The organism is Dactylosporangium maewongense, assembly GCF_039531485.1.
In the GTDB taxonomy this organism is placed as follows: domain Bacteria; phylum Actinomycetota; class Actinomycetes; order Mycobacteriales; family Micromonosporaceae; genus Dactylosporangium; species Dactylosporangium maewongense.
This window is the reverse complement of the sequence record NZ_BAAAQD010000058.1, coordinates 14604-34955: the sequence shown is the minus strand read 5'-3', so window position 1 is coordinate 34955 and position 20352 is coordinate 14604. Positions and strand designations below refer to the sequence as shown.

2 protein-coding genes (1 of these 2 cut by a window edge) are annotated in these 20352 nt (G+C 71.7%); both read left to right on the top strand.

Annotation, left to right across the window (positions count from 1 at the left end; genetic code table 11):
• Nucleotides 1–44 precede the first annotated feature (44 nt).
• Nucleotides 45–7043, top strand: a complete 6999-nt coding sequence (locus ABD332_RS58345) for an amino acid adenylation domain-containing protein (RefSeq protein WP_344515535.1) — start codon at nucleotides 45–47, stop codon at nucleotides 7041–7043.
• On the top strand, nucleotides 7043–20352 hold part of the coding region annotated (locus ABD332_RS58340) for a non-ribosomal peptide synthase/polyketide synthase (protein WP_344515533.1) (this coding region is incomplete at its 3' end). 14603 nt of the annotated region lie beyond the right edge of the window; 13310 of 27913 annotated nt are visible. The genes ABD332_RS58345 and ABD332_RS58340, both read left to right, overlap by 1 nt.

Here is a 20352-nt window from a genome sequence, read left to right as displayed (position 1 = left end):
CCACGCGGTTCGTCGCGAACCCGTTCGATCCATTCGGGGCCCGGTTGTATCGCACGGGTGACGTGGTGCGGTGGACCGGCGATGGTGACCTGGTGTTCGTGGGTCGGGCGGATGAGCAGGTGAAGATCCGTGGGTTCCGGATCGAGCCTGGTGAGGTTGAGGCGATCCTGACCGCGGATGAGCGGGTGGCGCAAGCCGTCGTGATCGCGCGGGAGGACGAGCCGGGGGACAAGCGTCTCGTCGCGTATGTCGTCGCGGCCGCGGACGGTGACGGGCTGGCCGGGGAGCTGCGGGAGGTGGCGGCTGCGCGGTTGCCGGAGTACATGGTGCCGTCCGCGGTCGTCGTGCTGGATGCGTTGCCGTTGACGGTGAACGGGAAGGTGGACCGGCGGGCGTTGCCGGCGCCGGACTTCGCGTCTGCCGCCGGCGCCGGACGCGGACCGGCGAACCTGCGTGAAGAGCTGCTGTGCATGGCGTTCGCCGAGGTCCTCGGCGTCGACTCGGTCGGCGTCGACGACGACTTCTTCGCCCTCGGCGGGCACTCCCTGCTCGCGGTGCGACTCGTCAGCCGCGTCCGGGCCGTGTTCGGCGTCGAACTCGCCTCCCGCGCACTGTTCGAAGCGCCCACCCCCGCCGGGCTCGCCGAACGGCTGCCCGGCGCGCAGCAGGCCCGCACCGCACTGGTCCCGTGGCAGCGCCCACAGCACCTGCCGCTGTCCTACGCCCAGCAGCGATTGTGGTTCATCGGCCAGCTCGAAGGCCCCACCGCCACCTACAACATCACCACCGCGCTGCCCCTGCCCGACCGGGTCGACACCTACGCCCTCAACGCCGCCTTCCGCGACCTGATCGGCCGGCACGAGGTCCTGCGCACCGTCTACCCCACCGTCGACGGCCGCCCCTACCAGAAGGTCATCCCCGTCGACGAGCTCACCTGGCAGCTGCACACCAACCCCACCGAAACCCCGGACGCAGCCACCCGGTACACGTTCGACCTCGCCACCGAGATCCCGATCCGCGCCAGCCTGTTCGCCAGTGAACGGGTCCTCGTCCTCGTCGTGCACCACATCGCCGCCGACGGCTGGTCCATGGGACCGCTGATCGCGGACCTGACCAGCGCCTACCGGGCACGCCTCGACGGGCAGGCCGCACCCTGGCAGCCACTGCCCGTCCAATACGCGGACTACGCCCTCTGGCAACGCGACCTCCTCGGCGACGACAACGACCCCGACAGCCTCATCACCCAACAGGTCACCTACTGGCGACACACCCTCGCCGGAGCACCCGAGGAACTCAGCCTCCCGACCGACCGGCGCCGCCCCGCCGTCGCCGGCCACGACGGGCATCTGGTGCCGGTGGCCGTGCCCGCCGACCTGCACGCCCGGCTCCTCGACGTCGCCCGCGCGCAGGGCGTCACGGTGTTCATGGTGCTGCAGGGCGCCCTCGCCGTGCTGCTGTCCAAACTCGGCGCCGGCACCGACATCCCCATCGGATCCGCCGTCGCCGGCCGCACCGACCAGGCCCTCGACGACCTCGTCGGGTTCTTCGTCAACACCCTCGTCATCCGCACCGACCTCACCGGCAACCCAACCTTCAACGACCTGCTCACCCGCGTCCGGGAAACATCCCTCGCCGCCTTCGAACACCAAGACGTCCCCTTCGAACGCCTCGTCGAAGAACTCTCACCAACCCGATCCCTCGCCCGAAACCCCCTCTTCCAGGTCATGCTCACCCTCCAGAACACCGACACCCTTGACCTGCCCGGCGCGCGTCCCGACGGGCCGGTCCTGCCGGCCGCTGGGCTGACGGCGGCCAGGTTCGACATCGAAGTCACGATGACGGAGTCGTTCGGCGCCGACGGCCGCGCGGCCGGGTTGCTGGGCGGGCTCATCGGCCACGCCGACCTGTTCGACGCGCCCACCGTCGCCGGCATCGTCCAGCGATGGATCCGTGTCCTGGAGGCCGTGCTCGGTGACCCGGCGGCGCCGGTGTCCGCGGTCGACGTGCTCGATGCGGACGAGCGCGACCGGGTGCTGGTGCGCTGGAACGAGACCGGGTTCGCCGAGCGAGCCATGACGGTGCCGGATCTGGTGGCGGCACAGGTGGTCCGGACACCGGACGCGATTGCCGTGGCGGATGACGGCGAGTCACTGTCATACGCGGAGCTCGACGAGCGGTCGAACCGGCTGGCGGGGCACCTGCGTGCTCTCGGGGTGGCGCCGGAGTCGGTGGTGGCGCTGTGCCTGCCGAGAAGCGTGCACCTGGTGGTCGCGGTGCTGGCCGTGTGGAAGGCCGGCGGCGCCTACCTGCCGGTGGATCCCGGATATCCGTTGGACCGGATCCGGTTCATGCTGTCGGATGCCGCGCCGGTGTGCGTGGTGACGGTGGCGGAGCTGCAGGACACGCTCGCGGGGGTGGTCGCCGCGGTGCCGACGGTGATCCTGGAAGGGCCGGAGGTGGCGGCGGCGGAGCCGTTGGCGGCGGCGGACGCGAGGCCGGGCTGTGCGGCGTACGTGATGTACACCTCGGGCTCGTCGGGCCTGCCGAAGGGCGTGGCGGTGGAGCACCGGTCGGTTGCGGCGCTGGTCGAGTGGGCCGGGTCGCGGTTCGGGGACGGGCAGTTCGAGCGGGTGCTGGCGTCGACGTCACTGAGCTTCGACGTGTCGGTGTTCGAGCTGTGGGGTCCGTTGAGCGCCGGCGGCTGCGTCCGCGTGGTCGAGGACCTGCTGGTGCTGGCGGACGACGGCGCGGGGCCGGGCGAGGTGTCGCTGGTGAGCGCGGTGCCGTCGGCGTTGGTGCGGGTGCTGGACGGCCGGGCCGCCGCGGCGCCGACCGGGACGGTGGTCCTGGCGGGTGAGGGCCTGTCGTCGGGTGTGCTCGGGGCAGTGCGGGCCGCCTGGCCGGACGCGACGGTCGCGAACATCTACGGCCCGACCGAGGCGACGGTGTACGCGACGGCGTGGTTCGACGACGGTGGGCCGCGGGAGCCGGGGTGGGTGCCGCCGATCGGGCGGCCGATCGGCGGAGCGCGGACGTACGTGCTGGACGACCGCCTCATGCCGGTCCCGGTGGGCGTGGCGGGGGAGTTGTATCTGGCCGGTTCCGGGGTGGCGCGAGGCTACGTGGGCCGCGCTGGGCTGACCGCGGAACGGTTCGTCGCCGACCCGTTCGACGAGGGCGGCCGGTTGTACCGCACCGGTGACGTGGTCCGGTGGGGCGCCGATGGTGACCTGACGTACCTGGGCCGCGCCGACGAACAGGTGAAGATCCGCGGGTTCCGGATCGAGCCCAGCGAGATCGAAACCGTCCTCACCGGCCACGAGCAGGTGGTTCAGGCCGCCGTCGTCGCCTGGGAGGACGCGGACGGGGACAAGCGTCTGGTCGCGTATGTCGTGGGCGACGTCGACGGCCGTCTGCTGCGGGAGTTCGCCGGGTCGCGGTTGCCGGAGTACATGGTGCCGGCGGCGGTGGTGACGCTGGACGAGTTGCCGTTGAACGCGAACGGCAAACTGGACCGCAAAGCCCTGCCCGCGCCGGACTTCGCGGCGCTGGCCGGGTCCGGTCGCGGGCCCGCGAACGCCCGGGAAGAGCTGTTGTGTCTCGCGTTCGCCGAGGTTCTCGGCCTGGACACCGTGGGGGTCGACGACGACTTCTTCGCCCTCGGCGGCCACTCCCTCCTCGCGGTCCGCCTGGTCAGCCGGGTGCGCGCGGTGTTCAAGGTGGAGCTGTCGCTGCGGGCCCTGTTCGAGGCGCCGACCCCGGCCGGTCTGGCCGAACGGTTGCCTGGCGCGGAGCAGGCCCGCTCGGCGCTGGTGCCGTGGGAACGCCCGGAGCGGTTGCCGTTGTCGTTCGCGCAGCGACGCCTGTGGTTCATCGGCCAGCTGGACGGGCCGAGCTGGACGTACAACCTCCCTGTCGTGCTCGGCCTGCGCGGCGTGGTGGACGCCGCGGCACTGGGTGCGGCGCTGCGGGACGTGATCGGTCGCCACGAGGTGCTGCGCACGACGTTCCCGACCGTCGACGGTCAGCCCTACCAGCACGTGATCGCGGCAGACGAGCTGGAATGGCAGTTGCAGCTGGTCGAGGTGGCATCGGCGGAGCTCGGCGATGCGGTGGCGGCGGCCGGCGAGTACGCGTTCGATCTGGCCACGGAGGTGCCGATCCGGGCGTGGCTGTTCACCGGTGACGGCGGGGAACAGGTCCTGGCCATGGTGGTCCACCACATCGCCGGCGACGGCTGGTCGATGCGGCCCCTCGCCGCGGACCTGTCGACCGCGTACGCGGCCCGGACGGAGAGCCGGGCACCGGAATGGGCACCGTTGCCGGTCCAGTACGCCGACTACGCGTTGTGGCAGCGGGAGTTGCTCGGCGCCGAGGACGACCCGGACAGCGTGATCTCCCGCCAGGTCGCCTACTGGCGCCAAGCGCTGGCCGGCGCGCCGGAAGAGCTGGCGCTGCCGGTGGACCGGCGCCGACCGGCCGTCGCCGGTCACCGCGGCTACGCCGTGCCCGTCCACGTGAGCGCCGACCTGCATGCCCGGCTGACCGAGGTGGCCCGGGCGCAGGGCGTGACGGCGTTCATGGTGGTGCAGGCCGCCCTCGCGGTGCTGCTGTCCAAGCTCGGTGCCGGCACCGACGTGCCGATCGGCGCCGCGATCGCCGGCCGCACCGACCAGGCACTGGACGACCTGGTCGGGTTCTTCATCAACACCCTGGTGATGCGGACCGACCTGTCCGGCGACCCGACGTTCGTCGACCTGCTGGCCCGCGTGCGGGAGACCTCGCTCGCCGGGTTCGAGCATCAGGACGTGCCGTTCGAGCGCCTCGTGGAGGAACTGTCGCCGGCGCGGTCCCTGGCCCGGCACCCCTTGGTCCAGGTGATGCTGACGGTGCAGAACATCGCCGGCGCCGTCCTCGACCTGCCCGGCGTCGACATCGGTGGCCCGGCGGCGTTGTCTGAGCAGCTCGCGGCGGCGAAGTTCGACCTGGATCTGATCCTGACCGAGACGTTCGACACCGCCGGCGCCGCCGCCGGGCTGCGGGGTGCGCTGACCGGGTCGGCGGACCTGTTCGACGCCGGCACCGTCGCCGCAATCGCGGAACGTTGGGTGCGAGTGCTTGAGGCGGTGCTCTCGGAACCGTCGGCGCCGCTCTCCGCCGTGCAGGTTCTCGACGCCGCCGAGCGGGACCGGGTGCTGCTGGAGTGGAACGACACCGCGGTCGAGGTCGGGTCCGAGTCGGTGCCGGAGCTGTTCGAGGCGCAGGTGCGGCGGTCGCCGGAGGCCACGGCAGTGGAGTGTGACGGCGGGTCGGTGTCGTACGCGGACCTTGATGCCCGGGCGAACCGGTTGGCCCGGTACTTGCAGCGCCAAGGGGTCGGGCCGGAGTCGGTGGTGGGTCTGTGCCTGCCGCGCGGGGTCGACATGATCGTCGCCCTGCTGGCGTCGTGGAAGGTGGGCGCCGCCTATCTGCCGGTGGACCTGCAATATCCGCCGGAACGGATCGGCTTCATGCTGTCCGACGCCCGGGCGGTGGTGGTGCTCGGCTTCGAGGACGTGCTGGACGAGTTGCCGGTCGGCCGGGTCCGGTCGGTGGCACTGGACGACCCGCGAGTGGCCGCCTCGGTGGCCGCCCAGTCCGGAGACCGGCTGGACGCGTCGGTACTGGGCGACCAGGTCGCCTACGTGATCTACACGTCGGGTTCGACGGGACGGCCGAAGGGTGTCGCGGTCACGCACGCTGGGCTGGCGAACTACGTGGTGTGGGCGGCCGGTGAGTACGGGCCGGCCGGCCGGGGTGCGGTGCTGCATTCGTCGCTGGCGTTCGACCTGACCGTGACGAGTGTGGTGGTCCCGTTGACGACTGGTTCGCGGGTCGTGGTCAGCGTGGACGGCGGCGCCGAAGGCCTGGCCGGGCTGGTGAACGCCTCGGACGGCTTCGACGTGCTGAAGGTGGTGCCGGCGCACCTTCCGCTGCTGGCCGAGTACCTCACCGACGACGCCGCCCGGGATGCGGCCGGCGTGCTCGTGGTGGGTGGCGAGGCGCTGACGGCAGGTCCGGTGCGGCTGTGGCTGGATCGGGCGCCGGGGTCGGTGGTGGTCAACGAGTATGGCCCGACCGAGGCGGTGGTCGGGTGTTGTGTGTACCGGGTGGTCGCTGGTCAGGCGGTCGCGGAGCAGGTGCCTATTGGGCGGCCGATCGCGAATATGCGGTTGTATGTGTTGGATGAGCGTTTGGCGCCGGTGCCGCCGGGTGTGCCGGGTGAGTTGTACATCGCTGGGGTTCAGGTGGCGCGGGGGTATGTTGGCCGGGCTGGGCTGACCGCGGAGAGGTTCGTCGCCGACCCGTTCGACGCTGCGGGCGGCCGGCTGTACCGGACCGGCGACGTGGCCAGGTACAACCCCGACGGAAACCTCGTGTACCTGGGCCGCGCCGACGAGCAGATCAAGATTCGCGGGTTCCGGATCGAGCCGGGCGAGATCGAGGCGGTCCTCGCCCGCCATGAGCGGGTGGCTCAGGCCGTGGTGATCGCCCGCGAGGACACGGCCGACGACCGGCGCCTGGTCGCGTACGTCGTCCCGGCCACCGGCGACGGCGACCGAGACGGACTGCCGGACCAGCTGCAGGGCCTCGCCCGGGCACAGCTACCGGACTACATGGTCCCCGCCGCCGTGGTCGTCCTCGACGCGCTGCCGCTCACCCCGAACGGCAAACTCGACCGCCGCGCCCTGCCCGCGCCGGAGCTGCACGCCACCGCCTCCTACCGGGCCCCGGCCAACGCCCGCGAAGAGCAGCTGTGCCAAGCCTTCGCCGAGGTACTGGGGCGCGACCAGGTCGGCGTCGACGACGACTTCTTCGCACTCGGCGGCCACTCGCTGCTGGCGGTACGCCTCGTCAGCCGGATCCGCGCCGCCCTGGGAGTCGAGGTGGACGTGCGATTCGTGTTCGAGGCACCGACGGTGGCCGAGCTGGCCACCCGCATGGGAAACGAGAAGACCAACCGGCCGGCGTTCCGGTCGATGCGCAACACCGAGGAGTCCTGATGCTTCCGCTGTCATTCGCCCAACGTCGCCTGTGGTTCATCGGTCAGCTGGAAGGCCGCAGCACGCTGTACAACATCCCGATGGCGCTGCAGCTCTCCGGCGCCGTCGACACGGCGGCGCTCGGCGCGGCGTTGCGGGACGTGATCGGACGCCATGAGGTGCTGCGCACGGTGTTCCCGACCGCAGACGGCGAGCCGTACCAGAAGATCATCCGACTCGACGACCTCGCGTGGCAGCTGGAGGTTGCCGAAGTAGGTGACCTCAGGTCTGCGATCGAGACGGCCACGAGCCACGTGTTCGACCTCGAGACCGAGGTGCCCATCCGCGCGTGGCTGTTCACGTCCGGGCCGACCCAGGTGCTCGTGATCCTGCTGCACCACATCGCCAGCGACGGCTGGTCACTGCGCCCGCTGGCCCGGGACCTGTCGACGGCCTACGCCGCGCGTCGCGAGGGCCGGCCACCCGCATGGGCACCGCTGCCGGGACAGTACGCGGACTACGCGCTGTGGCAGCGGGAACTGCTCGGTGACGCGGACGACCCGAACAGCCTGATGTCCCGGCAGATCGGCTACTGGCGGCAGGCCCTGGCCGGTGCGCCCGAGGAACTGGCGTTCCCGGCGGACCGGCCGCGACCGGCGGTGGCCGGCCATCGCGGGTACGTGGTGCCGCTGAACATTCCGGCGCAACTGCACGGCCGGCTGCTCGAGCTGGCCCGCGCGCAGGGCGCGACGACGTTCATGGCGTTGCAGGCCACCCTGGGGGTGTTGCTGTCCAAGCTGGGCGCCGGGACGGACGTCCCGATCGGGGTCGCGACCGCGGGGCGAACCGATGAGGCCCTGGACGATCTTGTCGGATTCTTCGTCAACACCCTGGTGATGCGGACGGACCTGTCCGGTGACCCGACGTTCGTCGAGCTGCTGGCGCGGGTACGGGAAACCTCGCTCGCCGGGTTCGCCCATCAGGATGTGCCGTTCGAGCGCCTCGTCGAGGAACTGTCACCGGTCCGGTCGTTGGCCCGCAACCCGCTGTTCCAGGTCATGCTGACGGTCGACAACAACGCTGCCGCCGCCCTGGACCTGCATGGTGTGCGCATCGACGGCCCGGGCGGCACCGTGGAAACGACAGCCGTGGAGACGACCTCGGCGGCCAAGTTCGACCTCGAACTGGCGGTCGCCGAACTGTTCGACGGCGCCGGGGCCGGGGCCGGACTGCGGGCCGCGCTGATCGGGTCGGCGAATCTCTTCGACCCCGCCACGGTCGCCGCCATCGCCGCGCGTTGGGTGCGAGTGCTGGAGGCGGTGCTCGCGGAACCGTCGGCGCCGCTCTCCGCGGTGTCGGTGCTCGACGCGGCCGAACGCGACCGGGTGTTGCGTGAGTGGAACGCGACAGCGGCGGACATTCCGCCGGCGACGGTCCCGGAGCTGTTCGCGACCCAGGTGGCGCGGGACCCGGGCGCCGTGGCAGTGGTGTGTGACGGCGTGTCGGTGACCTATGGCGAGTTGGATGCGCGCGCCGACCGGTTGGCCCGGTCGCTCGTGGCCCGGGGAGTCCGTCCTGAATCGGTGGTGGGGTTGTGCCTGCCGCGGGGCGTGGACATGGTCGTGGCGCTGCTGGCGGTGTGGAAGGCCGGTGGCGCCTACGTGCCGATCGACCCGGGGTATCCGGCGGATCGGGTCGGGTTCATGGTCGCGGACGCGGCGCCGGTCTGCGTGCTGACGGTGTCGTCGGTGGCCTCGGTCCTGGCCGGTGCCGGGTCGCCGGTGGTGCTGCTGGACCACCCGATGGACGACGTGCCGGGTGGCGTGCTCCCGGGCCGGCCGCTGCCGGACCAATCGGCGTATGTCGTCTACACGTCGGGTTCGACGGGACGGCCGAAGGGTGTCGCGGTCACACATGCTGGGCTGGCGAACTACGTGGTGTGGGCGGCCGGTGAGTACGGGCCGGCCGGCCGGGGTGCGGTGCTGCATTCGTCGCTGGCGTTCGACCTGACCGTGACGAGCGTGGTGGTCCCGTTGACGACCGGTTCGCGGGTCGTGGTCAGCGTGGACGGCGGCGCCGAAGCCCTGGCCGGGCTGGTGAACGCCTCGGACGGCTTCGATCTGCTGAAGGTCGTGCCCGCCCACCTTCCGCTGCTCGGCGAGTACCTCACCGACGACGCCGCCCGGGATGCGGCCGGCGTGCTCGTGGTGGGTGGCGAGGCGCTGACGGCAGGTCCGGTGCGGCTGTGGCTGGATCGGGCGCCGGGGTCGGTGGTGGTCAACGAGTATGGCCCGACCGAGGCGGTGGTCGGGTGTTGTGTGTACCGGGTGGTCGCTGGTCAGGCGGTCGCGGAGCAGGTGCCTATTGGGCGGCCGATCGCGAATATGCGGTTGTATGTGCTGGATGAGCGTTTGGCGCCGGTGCCGCCGGGTGTGCCGGGTGAGTTGTACATCGCTGGGGTTCAGGTGGCGCGGGGGTATGTTGGCCGGGCGGGGCTGACCGCGGAGAGGTTCGTCGCCGACCCGTTCGACGCGGCGGGCGGCCGGTTGTACCGGACCGGCGACGTGGTTCGCTGGTCGGCCGACGGCGACCTGGTGTACCTGGGCCGTGCGGACGAGCAGATCAAGGTGCGCGGGTTCCGGATCGAGCCGGGCGAGATCGAGGCGGTCCTCGCCCGCCATGAGCGGGTGGCTCAGGCCGTGGTGATCGCCCGCGAGGACACGGCCGACGACCGGCGCCTCGTCGCGTACGTCGTCCCGGCCGCCGGCACTGATCGCGCCGGGCTGCCGGAGCTGCTGCGTGTACTGGCCGGAGAGCAACTCCCGGACTACATGGTGCCGTCGGCCGTGGTCCTGCTCGACACGCTGCCGCTGACCCCGAACGGCAAGCTCGACCGCCGCGCCCTGCCCGCGCCGGACCTCACCACCACCGGTCGTCGCCCCGTCAACGTGCGGGAGGAGTTGCTGTGTCAGGCCTTCGCCGAGGTGCTTGGCCTGGACGCGGTCGGGGTCGACGACGACTTCTTCGCGTTGGGTGGGCATTCGCTGCTGGCGGTGCGTCTGGTCAGTCGCATTCGGGTGGTGCTGGGTGCGGAGTTGTCGCTGCGGGCGTTGTTCGAGGCGCCGTCGGTGGCGGGTCTGGCGCGGCGGTTGGGTTCGGGGGTGGAGCGGGCGCGGGCGGCGCTGGTGTCGGGTACGCGGCCGGCGCGGTTGCCGCTGTCGTTCGCGCAGCAGCGGTTGTGGTTCTTGTGGCAACTGGAGGGGCCGAGCGCGACGCACAACATCCCGATGGTGGTGGGATTGCCGGGCGGGGCCGATGAGGCCGCGGTGGAGGCGGCGCTGCGGGATGTGATCGGTCGGCACGAGGTGCTGCGGACGATCTTCCCGAGTGTTGATGGTGTGCCGTTCCAGCAGGTGGTTCCGGTGGAGGAGCTGGAGTGGGGTGTTACCCGGGTGGAGGCCGGCAGGTCGCTGGCCGACGCGGTCGGGGCTGCGGCACGGTATGAGTTCGATCTGTCGGCGGAGGTGCCGATCCGGGCATGGCTGTGCAGTGATGGTGCGGATGCGCGGCTGTTGGTGTTGGTGGTTCACCACATCGCTGGCGACGGCTGGTCGGAGCGTCCTCTGACCGCGGACGTGTCGGCGGCATATGCGGCCAGACTCGAGGGCCGGGCGCCGGAGTGGTCCCGGTTGCCGGTGCAGTACGCGGACTATGCCTTGTGGCAGCGCGAGCTGCTCGGCGACGAGACCGATCCCGGCAGCGTGATGTCGCGGCAAGTGGCGTACTGGCGCGGCGCTTTGGCAGGTGCACCGGAGGAGCTGGCATTGCCGGCGGACCGGCGGCGTCCCGCGGTCGGCAGTCTGCGCGGTCACGTGGTGCCGGTGAGTGTGCCGGCGGCGGTGCATGCGCGGCTGGCGGACGTGGCCCGGGCGCAAGGTGTCACGGTGTTCATGGTTCTCCAGGCCGCCGTGGCGGTAGTGCTGTCGCGGCTGGGCGCCGGCACAGACATTCCGATCGGTGCCGCGGTGGCCGGGCGGACCGATGAAGCCTTGGACGACCTGATCGGGTACTTCGTCAACACCCTGGTGATGCGCACGGATCTTTCGGGTGACCCGACGTTCGCGGAGCTGCTCGGGCGGGTGCGGGAGACATCGCTCGCCGGGTTCGAGCACCAGGACGTGCCGTTCGAACGTCTCGTCGAGGAACTGTCCCCGGTCCGTTCCCTGGCCCGGCACCCGCTGTTCCAGGTGATGCTGACCTTCCAGAACAACACCACCGCGGTGCTCGACCGGCCCGACGCCGCCACCGACACGAACGCGAATGCCGGCGGGACGGCACTCGCGGACGCCGCGCGGGCGGCCGAGCTGGGCGTGGCGAAGTTCGACCTCGACTGGGTGATCGGAGAAACCTTCGACGCCACCGGCGCGGCGGCCGGTCTGCGAGGTGCGCTGACCGGGTCGGTGGACCTGTTCGACGCGGCAACCGTGGAGTCGATCGCGCGGTGGTGGCTGCGGGCCCTCGAGGCGATGCTGGCCGACCCGTTGCTGCCGGTGTCCACAGTGGAGATTCTCGACGCGGACGAGCGCGACCAGGTGCTGTTCGGGTGGAACGACATGTCCGTGGTGGCCGGGGTGTCGTTGCCGGAGCTGTTCGCGGGGCAGGCCGCTCGGACTCCGGACGCGACGGCGATGGTGGCCGACGGGGTGTCGTTGTCGTACGCCGAGCTTGACGGCCGGTCGAACCGGCTGGCCCGGTACCTGGCGGGTGTCGGGGTCGGCGCGGAGTCGGTGGTGGGTCTGTGCCTGCCCAGGGGTGCGGACCTGATTGTGGCGTTGCTGGCGGTCGTGAAGGCGGGCGGCGTGTACCTGCCGATCGACCCCGACCTGCCGGTCGAGCGGGTCCGGTTCATGCTGGCTGACGCCCGTGCGGCAGTGGTGGTCGGTTTCGAGGACGTCCTCGACGAACTGCCGGCCGGCCGGGTGCGGTCGGTGGCGCTGGACGACCCGCGGGTCATTGCCGCGGTGGCGGCGGGGCCGGAGACCCCGATGCCGATCTCGTCGGACCCGTCGCAGGCGGCGTACGTGATGTACACGTCGGGGTCGACCGGCGTGCCGAAGGGTGTGGTGGTGCCGCATCGGGCGGTGGTGCGTCTGGTGTGGCAGGCCGGTTTCGTCGAGGTCGGACCCGGTGACGTGGTCGGTCATCTGGCGTCGGCGTCGTTCGATGCGGCGACGTTCGAGGTGTGGGGTGCGTTGTTGAACGGTGCGACCCTCGCGGTGGCGCGGCCGGGGGCGATGTCGGCGGCGGAGCTGCGGGCGTTCCTGGCCGAGCATCGGGTCGGCACGGTGTGGCTGACGGCGGGTCTGTTCGCGCAGGTTGTGGCTGACGATGTGGAGGCTCTGGCACCGGTCCGTCAGCTTCTGGCCGGTGGTGACGTGTTGTCGGTGCCGGCTTGCCGGAGGGTCCTCGAGGAGCTGCCGGGTGTGCGGTTGGTGAACGGGTACGGGCCGACGGAGAACACGACGTTCACGGCGGTGCACTCGGTCCGGGCGCAGGACGTGGCGGATGGTGGCAGTGTGCCGATCGGTGCCCCGATTCGCGGTACTCAGGCGTATGTGTTGGATGAGCGGCTCATGCCGGTGCCGGTGGGTGTGGCCGGTGAGTTGTATGTGGCGGGTGCCGGTCTGGCGCGGGGATATGTCGGGCAGAGTGCGCTGACGGCGGAACGGTTCATCGCGCATCCGTTCGACGACGGTGGCCGCCTGTACCGCACGGGCGATGTCGTGCGTTGGACCGGCGAGGGTGTCCTGGCGTTCGTGGGTCGTGGTGACGAGCAGGTGAAGATCCGCGGGTTCCGGGTCGAACCGGGCGAGGTCGAGGCGGCGCTGACCGCGCATCCGCAGGTGGCGCAGGCGGCGGTGATCGCCCGGGAGGACACGACCGGCGACAAGCGCCTCGTCGCCTACGTGGTCCCCGTCGACGGTGCGAGCGACGACCTGCCGGCGACGCTGCACGGGTTCGTCGCCGAACGGCTGCCCGACTACATGGTGCCCGCCGCCACGGTGCTACTGGCCGCGCTGCCGTTGACCACCAACGGCAAGCTGGACCGGCGGGCCCTGCCCGCACCCGACTTCGCGGCCGCCGCCGGCGCCGGCCGGGCCCCGGCCACCGTGCGGGAAGAGCTGCTCTGCCTCGCCTTCGCCGAAGTCCTGGGCCTGGACGCGGTCGGGGTCGACGACGACTTCTTCAACCTCGGCGGACACTCCCTGCTGGCCGTGCGTCTGGTCAGCCGGATCCGGGCCGTGTTCGGCGTCGAGCTGACGTTGCGGACGCTGTTCGAGGCCCCGACCGTGGCCGGGCTCGCCGCTCACCTGCCCGGCGCGCAACAGGCTCGCTCCGCGCTGGTCCCGTGGCAACGCCCGGACCGCCTGCCGCTGTCGTTCGCCCAGCAACGGCTGTGGTTCATCGGGCAGCTCGAAGGCCCGAGCGCCCTCTACAACATCCCGCTGATCCTGAGCCTGCCCGACCACGTCGACCCGGCCGCGCTGGGTGCCGCACTGCTCGACGTCATCGGCCGGCACGAAGTGCTGCGTACCGTCTTCCCCACCGTCGACGGCCGGCCGTTCCAGCACGTCATCCCCCTCGACACCGTGGACTGGCAGCTCCAGGCGAGCGACGTCGCCGCGGCCGACCTCGACGAGGCCGTGACGGCGGCCAGCGAACACACCTTCGACCTCGCGACCGACGTCCCGATCCGGGCCTCGCTGTTCACCACCGAAACCGGTCAACGGGTCCTCGTCGTCGTGGTGCATCACATCGCCGGGGACGGGTGGTCGCTGCGCCCCCTCGCGAATGACCTGTCCATCGCCTACGCCACCCGGGCCGAAGGTCGCGCGCCGGCGTGGACACCGCTGCCGGTGCAGTACGCGGACTACGCCCTGTGGCAGCGGGACCTGCTCGGCGACGAGGCCGACCCGGTCAGCCTGATCTCCCGGCAGGTCGCCTACTGGCGGCAGGCTCTGGCCGGTGCCCCGGAAGAACTGCAGCTGCCGGCGGACCGGCGGCGCCCGGCGGTGGCCAGTCACCGCGGTTACGTCGTGCCGATCCACGTCGACGCCGAGCTCCACATCCGGCTGCAGGACCTGGCCCGGGCCCAGGGCGTGACCATGTTCATGCTGCTGCGGGCCGCGCTGGCGGTGCTGCTGTCCAAGCTCGGCGCCGGCACCGACATCCCCATCGGCGCCGCGACCGCCGGCCGCACCGACCAGGCCCTCGACGACCTCGTCGGGTTCTTCGTCAACACCCTCGTCACCCGCACCGACCTCACCGGCGACCCCACCTTCACCGAGCTGCTCGACCAGGTCCGCGACACCACCCTCGCCGGCTTCGAACACCAGGACGCCCCGTTCGAACTGCTCGTCGAGGAACTCGCCCCCACCCGCTCCCTCGCGCGCAACCCCCTGTTCCAGGTCATGTTCACGCTGCAGAACAACGCCGACGCCGACGTCAACCTCGCCGGCACCGACACCGGCCGGCCCGCCACGCCGACGCGGGCCGCACCGGCGTTCGCGAAGTTCGACCTGGACCTGGCCATGGTCGAGGTGTTCGACGCCGACGGCGCGGCCGTCGGCCTTCAGGGTGGACTGATCGGTTCGGCGGATCTGTTCGACGCCGGCACGGTCGTCGACGTCGCGGCGCGGTGGGTGCGCGTGCTGGCGGCGGTCGTCGCGGACCCGTCGGCGCCGATGTCCGTGGTTGACGTGCTCGGCGCGGACGAACGCGACCGGGTGCTGCGTGAGTGGAACGCCACGGCGGTGGACGTTCCGGCGGCGACCGTCCCGGAGCTGTTCGCGGCCCAGGTGGCGCGGGACCCGGACGCCGTCGCGGTGATGTGCGACGGGGTGTCGCTGACGTACGGCGAACTGGACGCGCGCGCGGACAGTCTGGCCCGGCTGCTCGTGGCCCGCGGCGTCCGCCCCGAGTCGGTGGTGGGTCTGTGCCTGCCGCGCGGCGTGGACATGGTGGTCGCGCTGTCGGCCGCGTGGAAGGCTGGCGCCGCGTACGTGCCGATCGACCCGCAGTACCCGGCGGACCGGGTCGGGTTCATGGTCGCGGACGCGGCACCCGTGTGCGTGGTGACGGTGTCATCGGCGACCGGCGTACTGGCCGGATCCGACGTGGATCTGGTGCTGCTCGACGACCCGGCCGGAGAAGCCTCCGGCGCGTCGCTGCCGGCCCTACCGCTACCGGACCAGTCGGCGTACGTGATCTACACGTCGGGCTCGACGGGCCGGCCGAAGGGTGTGGCGGTCACGCACGCCGGGCTGGCGAACGCGGTAGGTGTGCTCGCCCCGGTGTTCGGTGCCGGTCCCGGCGTGGGGGTGCTGCAGTTCGCGTCGTTCAGTTTCGACGCGTCGGTGCTGGACGTCGCGGTCGCGTTGACGTCGGGTGCGCGGCTGGTCGTGGCGTCGTCGGTCGAACGCGCGGACGCCGACCTGTTGCGGGACCTGGTCACGTCGGCCGGCGTGGAGGTCGCCAGTGTGGTGCCGAGCCTGCTGGAAGTGTTGACGCCACAGGACTTCGCGTGCGTGCGCCGGATGGTGGTGGGTTCGGAGGCTCTCTCGGCCCGGCAGGCCGAACGGTGGTCGGTGGGCCGGCTGCTCGTCCACGCCTACGGTCCCACCGAGGCCGCCGTGATCATGGCGACCAGCGTCATGGACCCGCAGCGGATCGCCGGCGCCCCGGTGGTGCCGTTCGGCCGCCCGATGGGCAACAGCCGCACGTACGTGCTGGACGAGTGGTTGTCGCCGGTGCCGGCGGGTGTGGCCGGTGAGCTGTATGTGGCCGGTGTGCAGCTGGCCCGCGGGTACGTCGGCCGAGCGGGTCTGACGGCGGAACGGTTCGTTGCCGACCCGTTCGACCGCACCGGCGGGGGCCGGTTGTACCGCACCGGCGACGTGGTGCGCTGGACTGCGGACGGCGAGCTCGTGTTCGTCGGCCGCGCGGACCAGCAGGTGAAGATCCGCGGTTTCCGGATCGAACCGGGCGAGATCGAAGCGGTCCTGGCCGGGCACCCGCGGGTGGCCCAGGCGGCCGTCATCGCCCGCGAGGACACGACCGGCGACAAGCGTCTCGTCGCCTACGTGGTCCCGGCCGACGGTCATGGTGACGGCCTGCCGGCCGCGCTGCGCGGGTTCGCCGCTGACCGCCTCCCGGAGTACATGGTCCCGGCCGCGGTCGTGGTGCTGGCCGGGCTGCCCCTGTCGCCCAACGGCAAGCTCGACCGCAGGGCCCTCCCCGCACCCGACTTCGCGCCCGCGGCCGGCGCCGGCCGGGCCCCGGCGAACGTGCGGGAGGAGTTGCTGTGTCTCGCGTTCGCCGAGGTGCTCGGCCTTGACGCGGTCGGCGTCGACGACGACTTCTTCGCCCTCGGCGGCCACTCCCTGCTCGCGGTCCGCCTGGTGAGCCGGGTCCGGGCGGTGTTCGGCGTCGAACTGTCGCTGCGGGCGCTGTTCGAGGCCCCGACGGTGGCCGGCCTGGCCGAGCGGCTGACCGGTGCCGGTCAGGCTCGCTCCGCACTGGTCCCGTGGCAGCGCCCGGAGCGCCTGCCGCTGTCGTATGCGCAGCAACGGCTGTGGTTCATCGGCCAGCTGGAGGGGCCGAGCCCGCTGTACAACATCCCGGCCGTCCTGGGCCTGTCCGGTCAGGTCGACACCGTAGCGTTGGCTGCCGCGCTGCGTGACGTGATCGGCCGGCACGAGGTGCTGCGCACCGTGTTCCCGACCGCCGACGGTCAGCCCTACCAGCGGATCATCGCGCCCGCCGACCTGGACTGGCAGCTCGAGTCGAGTGACGTGTCGTCGGCGGGCCTCGTCGAGGCGGTGACGGGCGCGACCCGGTACACCTTCGATCTGGCTCGGGAAGTGCCCATCCGGGCGTGGCTCTTCACCACGGAAACCGGCGAGCGCGTGCTGGTCGTGGTGGTGCACCACATCGCCGGTGACGGCTGGTCGATGAGCCCCTTCGCGGCCGACGTGACCACGGCATACGAGGCGCGGGCGGCCGGCCGGCGCCCCGAGTGGGTGCCACTGCCGGTGCAGTACGCGGACTACACCCTCTGGCAGCGCGAGCTGCTCGGTGACGAGACCGACCCGGACAGCGTGATGTCGCGTCAGGTCGCCTACTGGCGGCGTGCTCTGGCCGGTGTACCGGAGGAGCTCGCGCTACCGGCGGACCGGCGGCGCCCGTCGGTGGCCGGTCACCAGGGGCATTCGGTGCCGGTGCGGGTGAGTCCTGAGGTACACGCCCGGCTGCTCCAGGTCGCCCGGGAGCACGGCGTCACCGTCTTCATGGTGCTGCAGGCAGGTCTCGGGCTCCTGCTGTCCAAGCTCGGCGCCGGCACGGACATCCCCATCGGGGTCGCGACCGCCGGCCGTACCGACCAGGCACTGGACGATCTCGTCGGGTTCTTCGTCAATACCCTGGTGATGCGGACGGACCTGTCGGGTGACCCGACGTTCGTCGAGCTGCTGGGCCGGGTGCGCGAGACGGCACTGGCCGGTTTCGAGCACCAGGACGTGCCGTTCGAACGCCTCGTCGAGGAACTGGCGCCGGTGCGGTCGCTGTCGCGGCACCCGCTGTTCCAGGTGATGCTGACCGTGCAGAACACCGGCGACGCGGTCCTCGACCTGCCCGGAGGCCAGGCGCCCCCGGCCGACGCGACCCAGGTGGAGACCGTGCAGTCGGCCAGGTTCGATCTGGACCTGGTCGTGGTCGAGGTGTTCGACGCCGACGGCACGCCGGCCGGGCTGCGCGGTGCGCTCATCGGTTCGGCGGATCTGTTCGACGCCGGCACGGTCGTCGACGTCGCGGCGCGGTGGGTGCGCGTGCTGGCGGCGGTTGTCGCGGACCCGTCGGCGCCGATGTCCGTGGTTGACGTGCTCGGCGCGGACGAACGCGACCGGGTGCTGCGTGAGTGGAACGCCACGGCGGTGGACGTTCCGGCGGCGACTGTCCCGGAGCTGTTCGCGGCCCAGGTGGCGCGGGACCCGGACGCCGTCGCGGTGATGTGCGACGGAGCGTCCGTGTCCTACGGCGAGCTGGACGTGCGCGCCGACGGGCTGGCCCGGCTGCTGATGGCCAGAGGAGTCCGCCCCGAATCGTTGGTGGGTCTTTGCCTACCCAGGGGCGTGGACATGGTCGTGGCGCTCCTCGCCGTGTGGAAGGCCGGCGGCGCGTACGTGCCGATCGACCCGGAGTACCCGGCGGACCGGGTCGGGTTCATGGTCGCAGACGCGGCACCCGTGTGCGTGGTGACGGTGTCGTCAGCGGCCCAGGTGCTGGCCGGGTCCGACGTGGACCTGGTGCTGGTGGACGACCTGCCGGCGGACACCCCCGGCGAGGCGCTGCCGGTCCGCGCGTTGCCGGGTCACTTGGCGTACGTCATCTACACGTCCGGCTCGACCGGGCGCCCCAAGGGCGTAGGCGTGTCGCACGGTGCGCTGGCGAACTCGGCGCATGTGTTCGGTCCGGTGTTCGGTGCCGGTCCGGGCGTGGGGGTGCTGCAGTTCGCGTCGTTCAGTTTCGACGCGTCGGTGCTGGACGTCGCGGTCGCGTTGACGTCGGGTGCGCGGCTGGTCGTGGCGTCGTCCGCGGAACGCGCGGACGCCGGGCTGTTGCGGGACCTGGTCACGTCGGCCGGCGTGCACGTGACGAGCGTGGTGCCGAGCCTGCTGGAGGCCATCACCCCCCGAGACCTGGGTCCGGTACGCCGGGTTGTCGTGGGGTCGGAGGCGATCTCGGCCCGGCAGGCCGCACTGTGGTCGACGGACCGGCTGCTGGTCAACACGTACGGCCCGACCGAGGCGGCGGTGATGATCGCGGCCGGCACCGTTGACATGGAGCGTGTGCCCGCCGGTGGAGTGGTCCCGTTCGGGCGGCCGATGGGCAACAGCCGGACGTTCGTGCTGGACGAGTGGCTGTCGCCGGTGCCGGCGGGTGTGCCCGGCGACCTGTACCTGGCCGGTGCGCAGCTGGCCCGCGGGTACCTGGGCCGGGCCGGTCTGACGGCGGATCGGTTCGTTGCCGACCCGTTCGACGGCACCGGCGGGGGCCGGTTGTACCGCACCGGCGACGTGGTGCGCTGGACTGCGGACGGCGAGCTCGTGTTCGTCGGCCGCGCGGACCAGCAGGTGAAGATTCGCGGTTTCCGGATCGAACCGGGCGAGATCGAGGCCGTGATCGCCGCGCATCCGCACGTGGCCCGGGCAGCGGTCATCGCCCGTGAGGACGCAGACGGCGACAAGCGGCTGGTGGCGTACGTGGTAGGGGACGTCGACGGTGGCGCGTTGCGGGAGTTCGTGGGATCGAGGCTGCCGGAGTACATGGTTCCGGCGGCGATCGTGGTGCTGGCCGCACTGCCGCTGTCTCCCAACGGCAAGCTGGATCGCAAGGCGTTGCCGGCGCCGGACTTCACGGCTGCGGCCGGGGCCGGTCGCGGCCCGGCGAGCGTGCGGGAAGAGTTGTTGTGTCGGGCTTTTGCGGAGGTTCTCGGCCTGGACGTGGTCGGTGTCGATGATGACTTCTTCGCGCTTGGTGGCCATTCGCTGCTTGCGGTGCGGCTGGTGGAGTGGCTGCGGGTGCGGGGGGTGTCGGTTTCGGTGCGGGCGTTGTTCGTGTCCCCGACGCCGGCGGGGTTGGCGGCGGCGGTGGGTGTGGTGGCGGCGGCGGAGGTGCCGGCCAACCTGATCCCGGCCGGTGCGGACGTGATCACGCCGGAGATGCTGCCGCTGGTGGAGCTCACCCAGGCCGAGATCGACCTGGTGGTCGGATCGGTGGCGGGCGGCGCCGGCAACGTCGCGGACATCTATCCCCTCGCCCCGTTGCAGCAGGGAATCCTGTTCCACCATGTGCTCGCCGACGGCGGTGAGGACGCGTACGTATCGCAGTCGATGATCGAGTTCGCCGACCGTGACCGGCTCGACGGCTTCATCGCGGCGCTGCAACACGTGATCGACCGGCATGACGTATTCCGGACCTCGCTGGTGTGGGCCGGGTTGCGGGCGCCGGTGCAGGTGGTGTGGCGGTCGGCGAGATTGCCGGTGACCGAGGTGACCCTGCCGGCCGACACCGCAGACGTGGTCGCGCAACTGCTGTCGGCGGTGGAACTGACGATGGATCTGGGCCGGGCGCCGCTGTTGGATCTGCACGTGGCCGAGGTCGACGGAGGTCGATGGCTCGGGCTGCTGCTGATGCACCACATGGTTCAGGACCACACGACGTTGGACGTGGTGCTCAGCGAGATCGAGGTGGTGCTGTCCGGGCGCGCGGA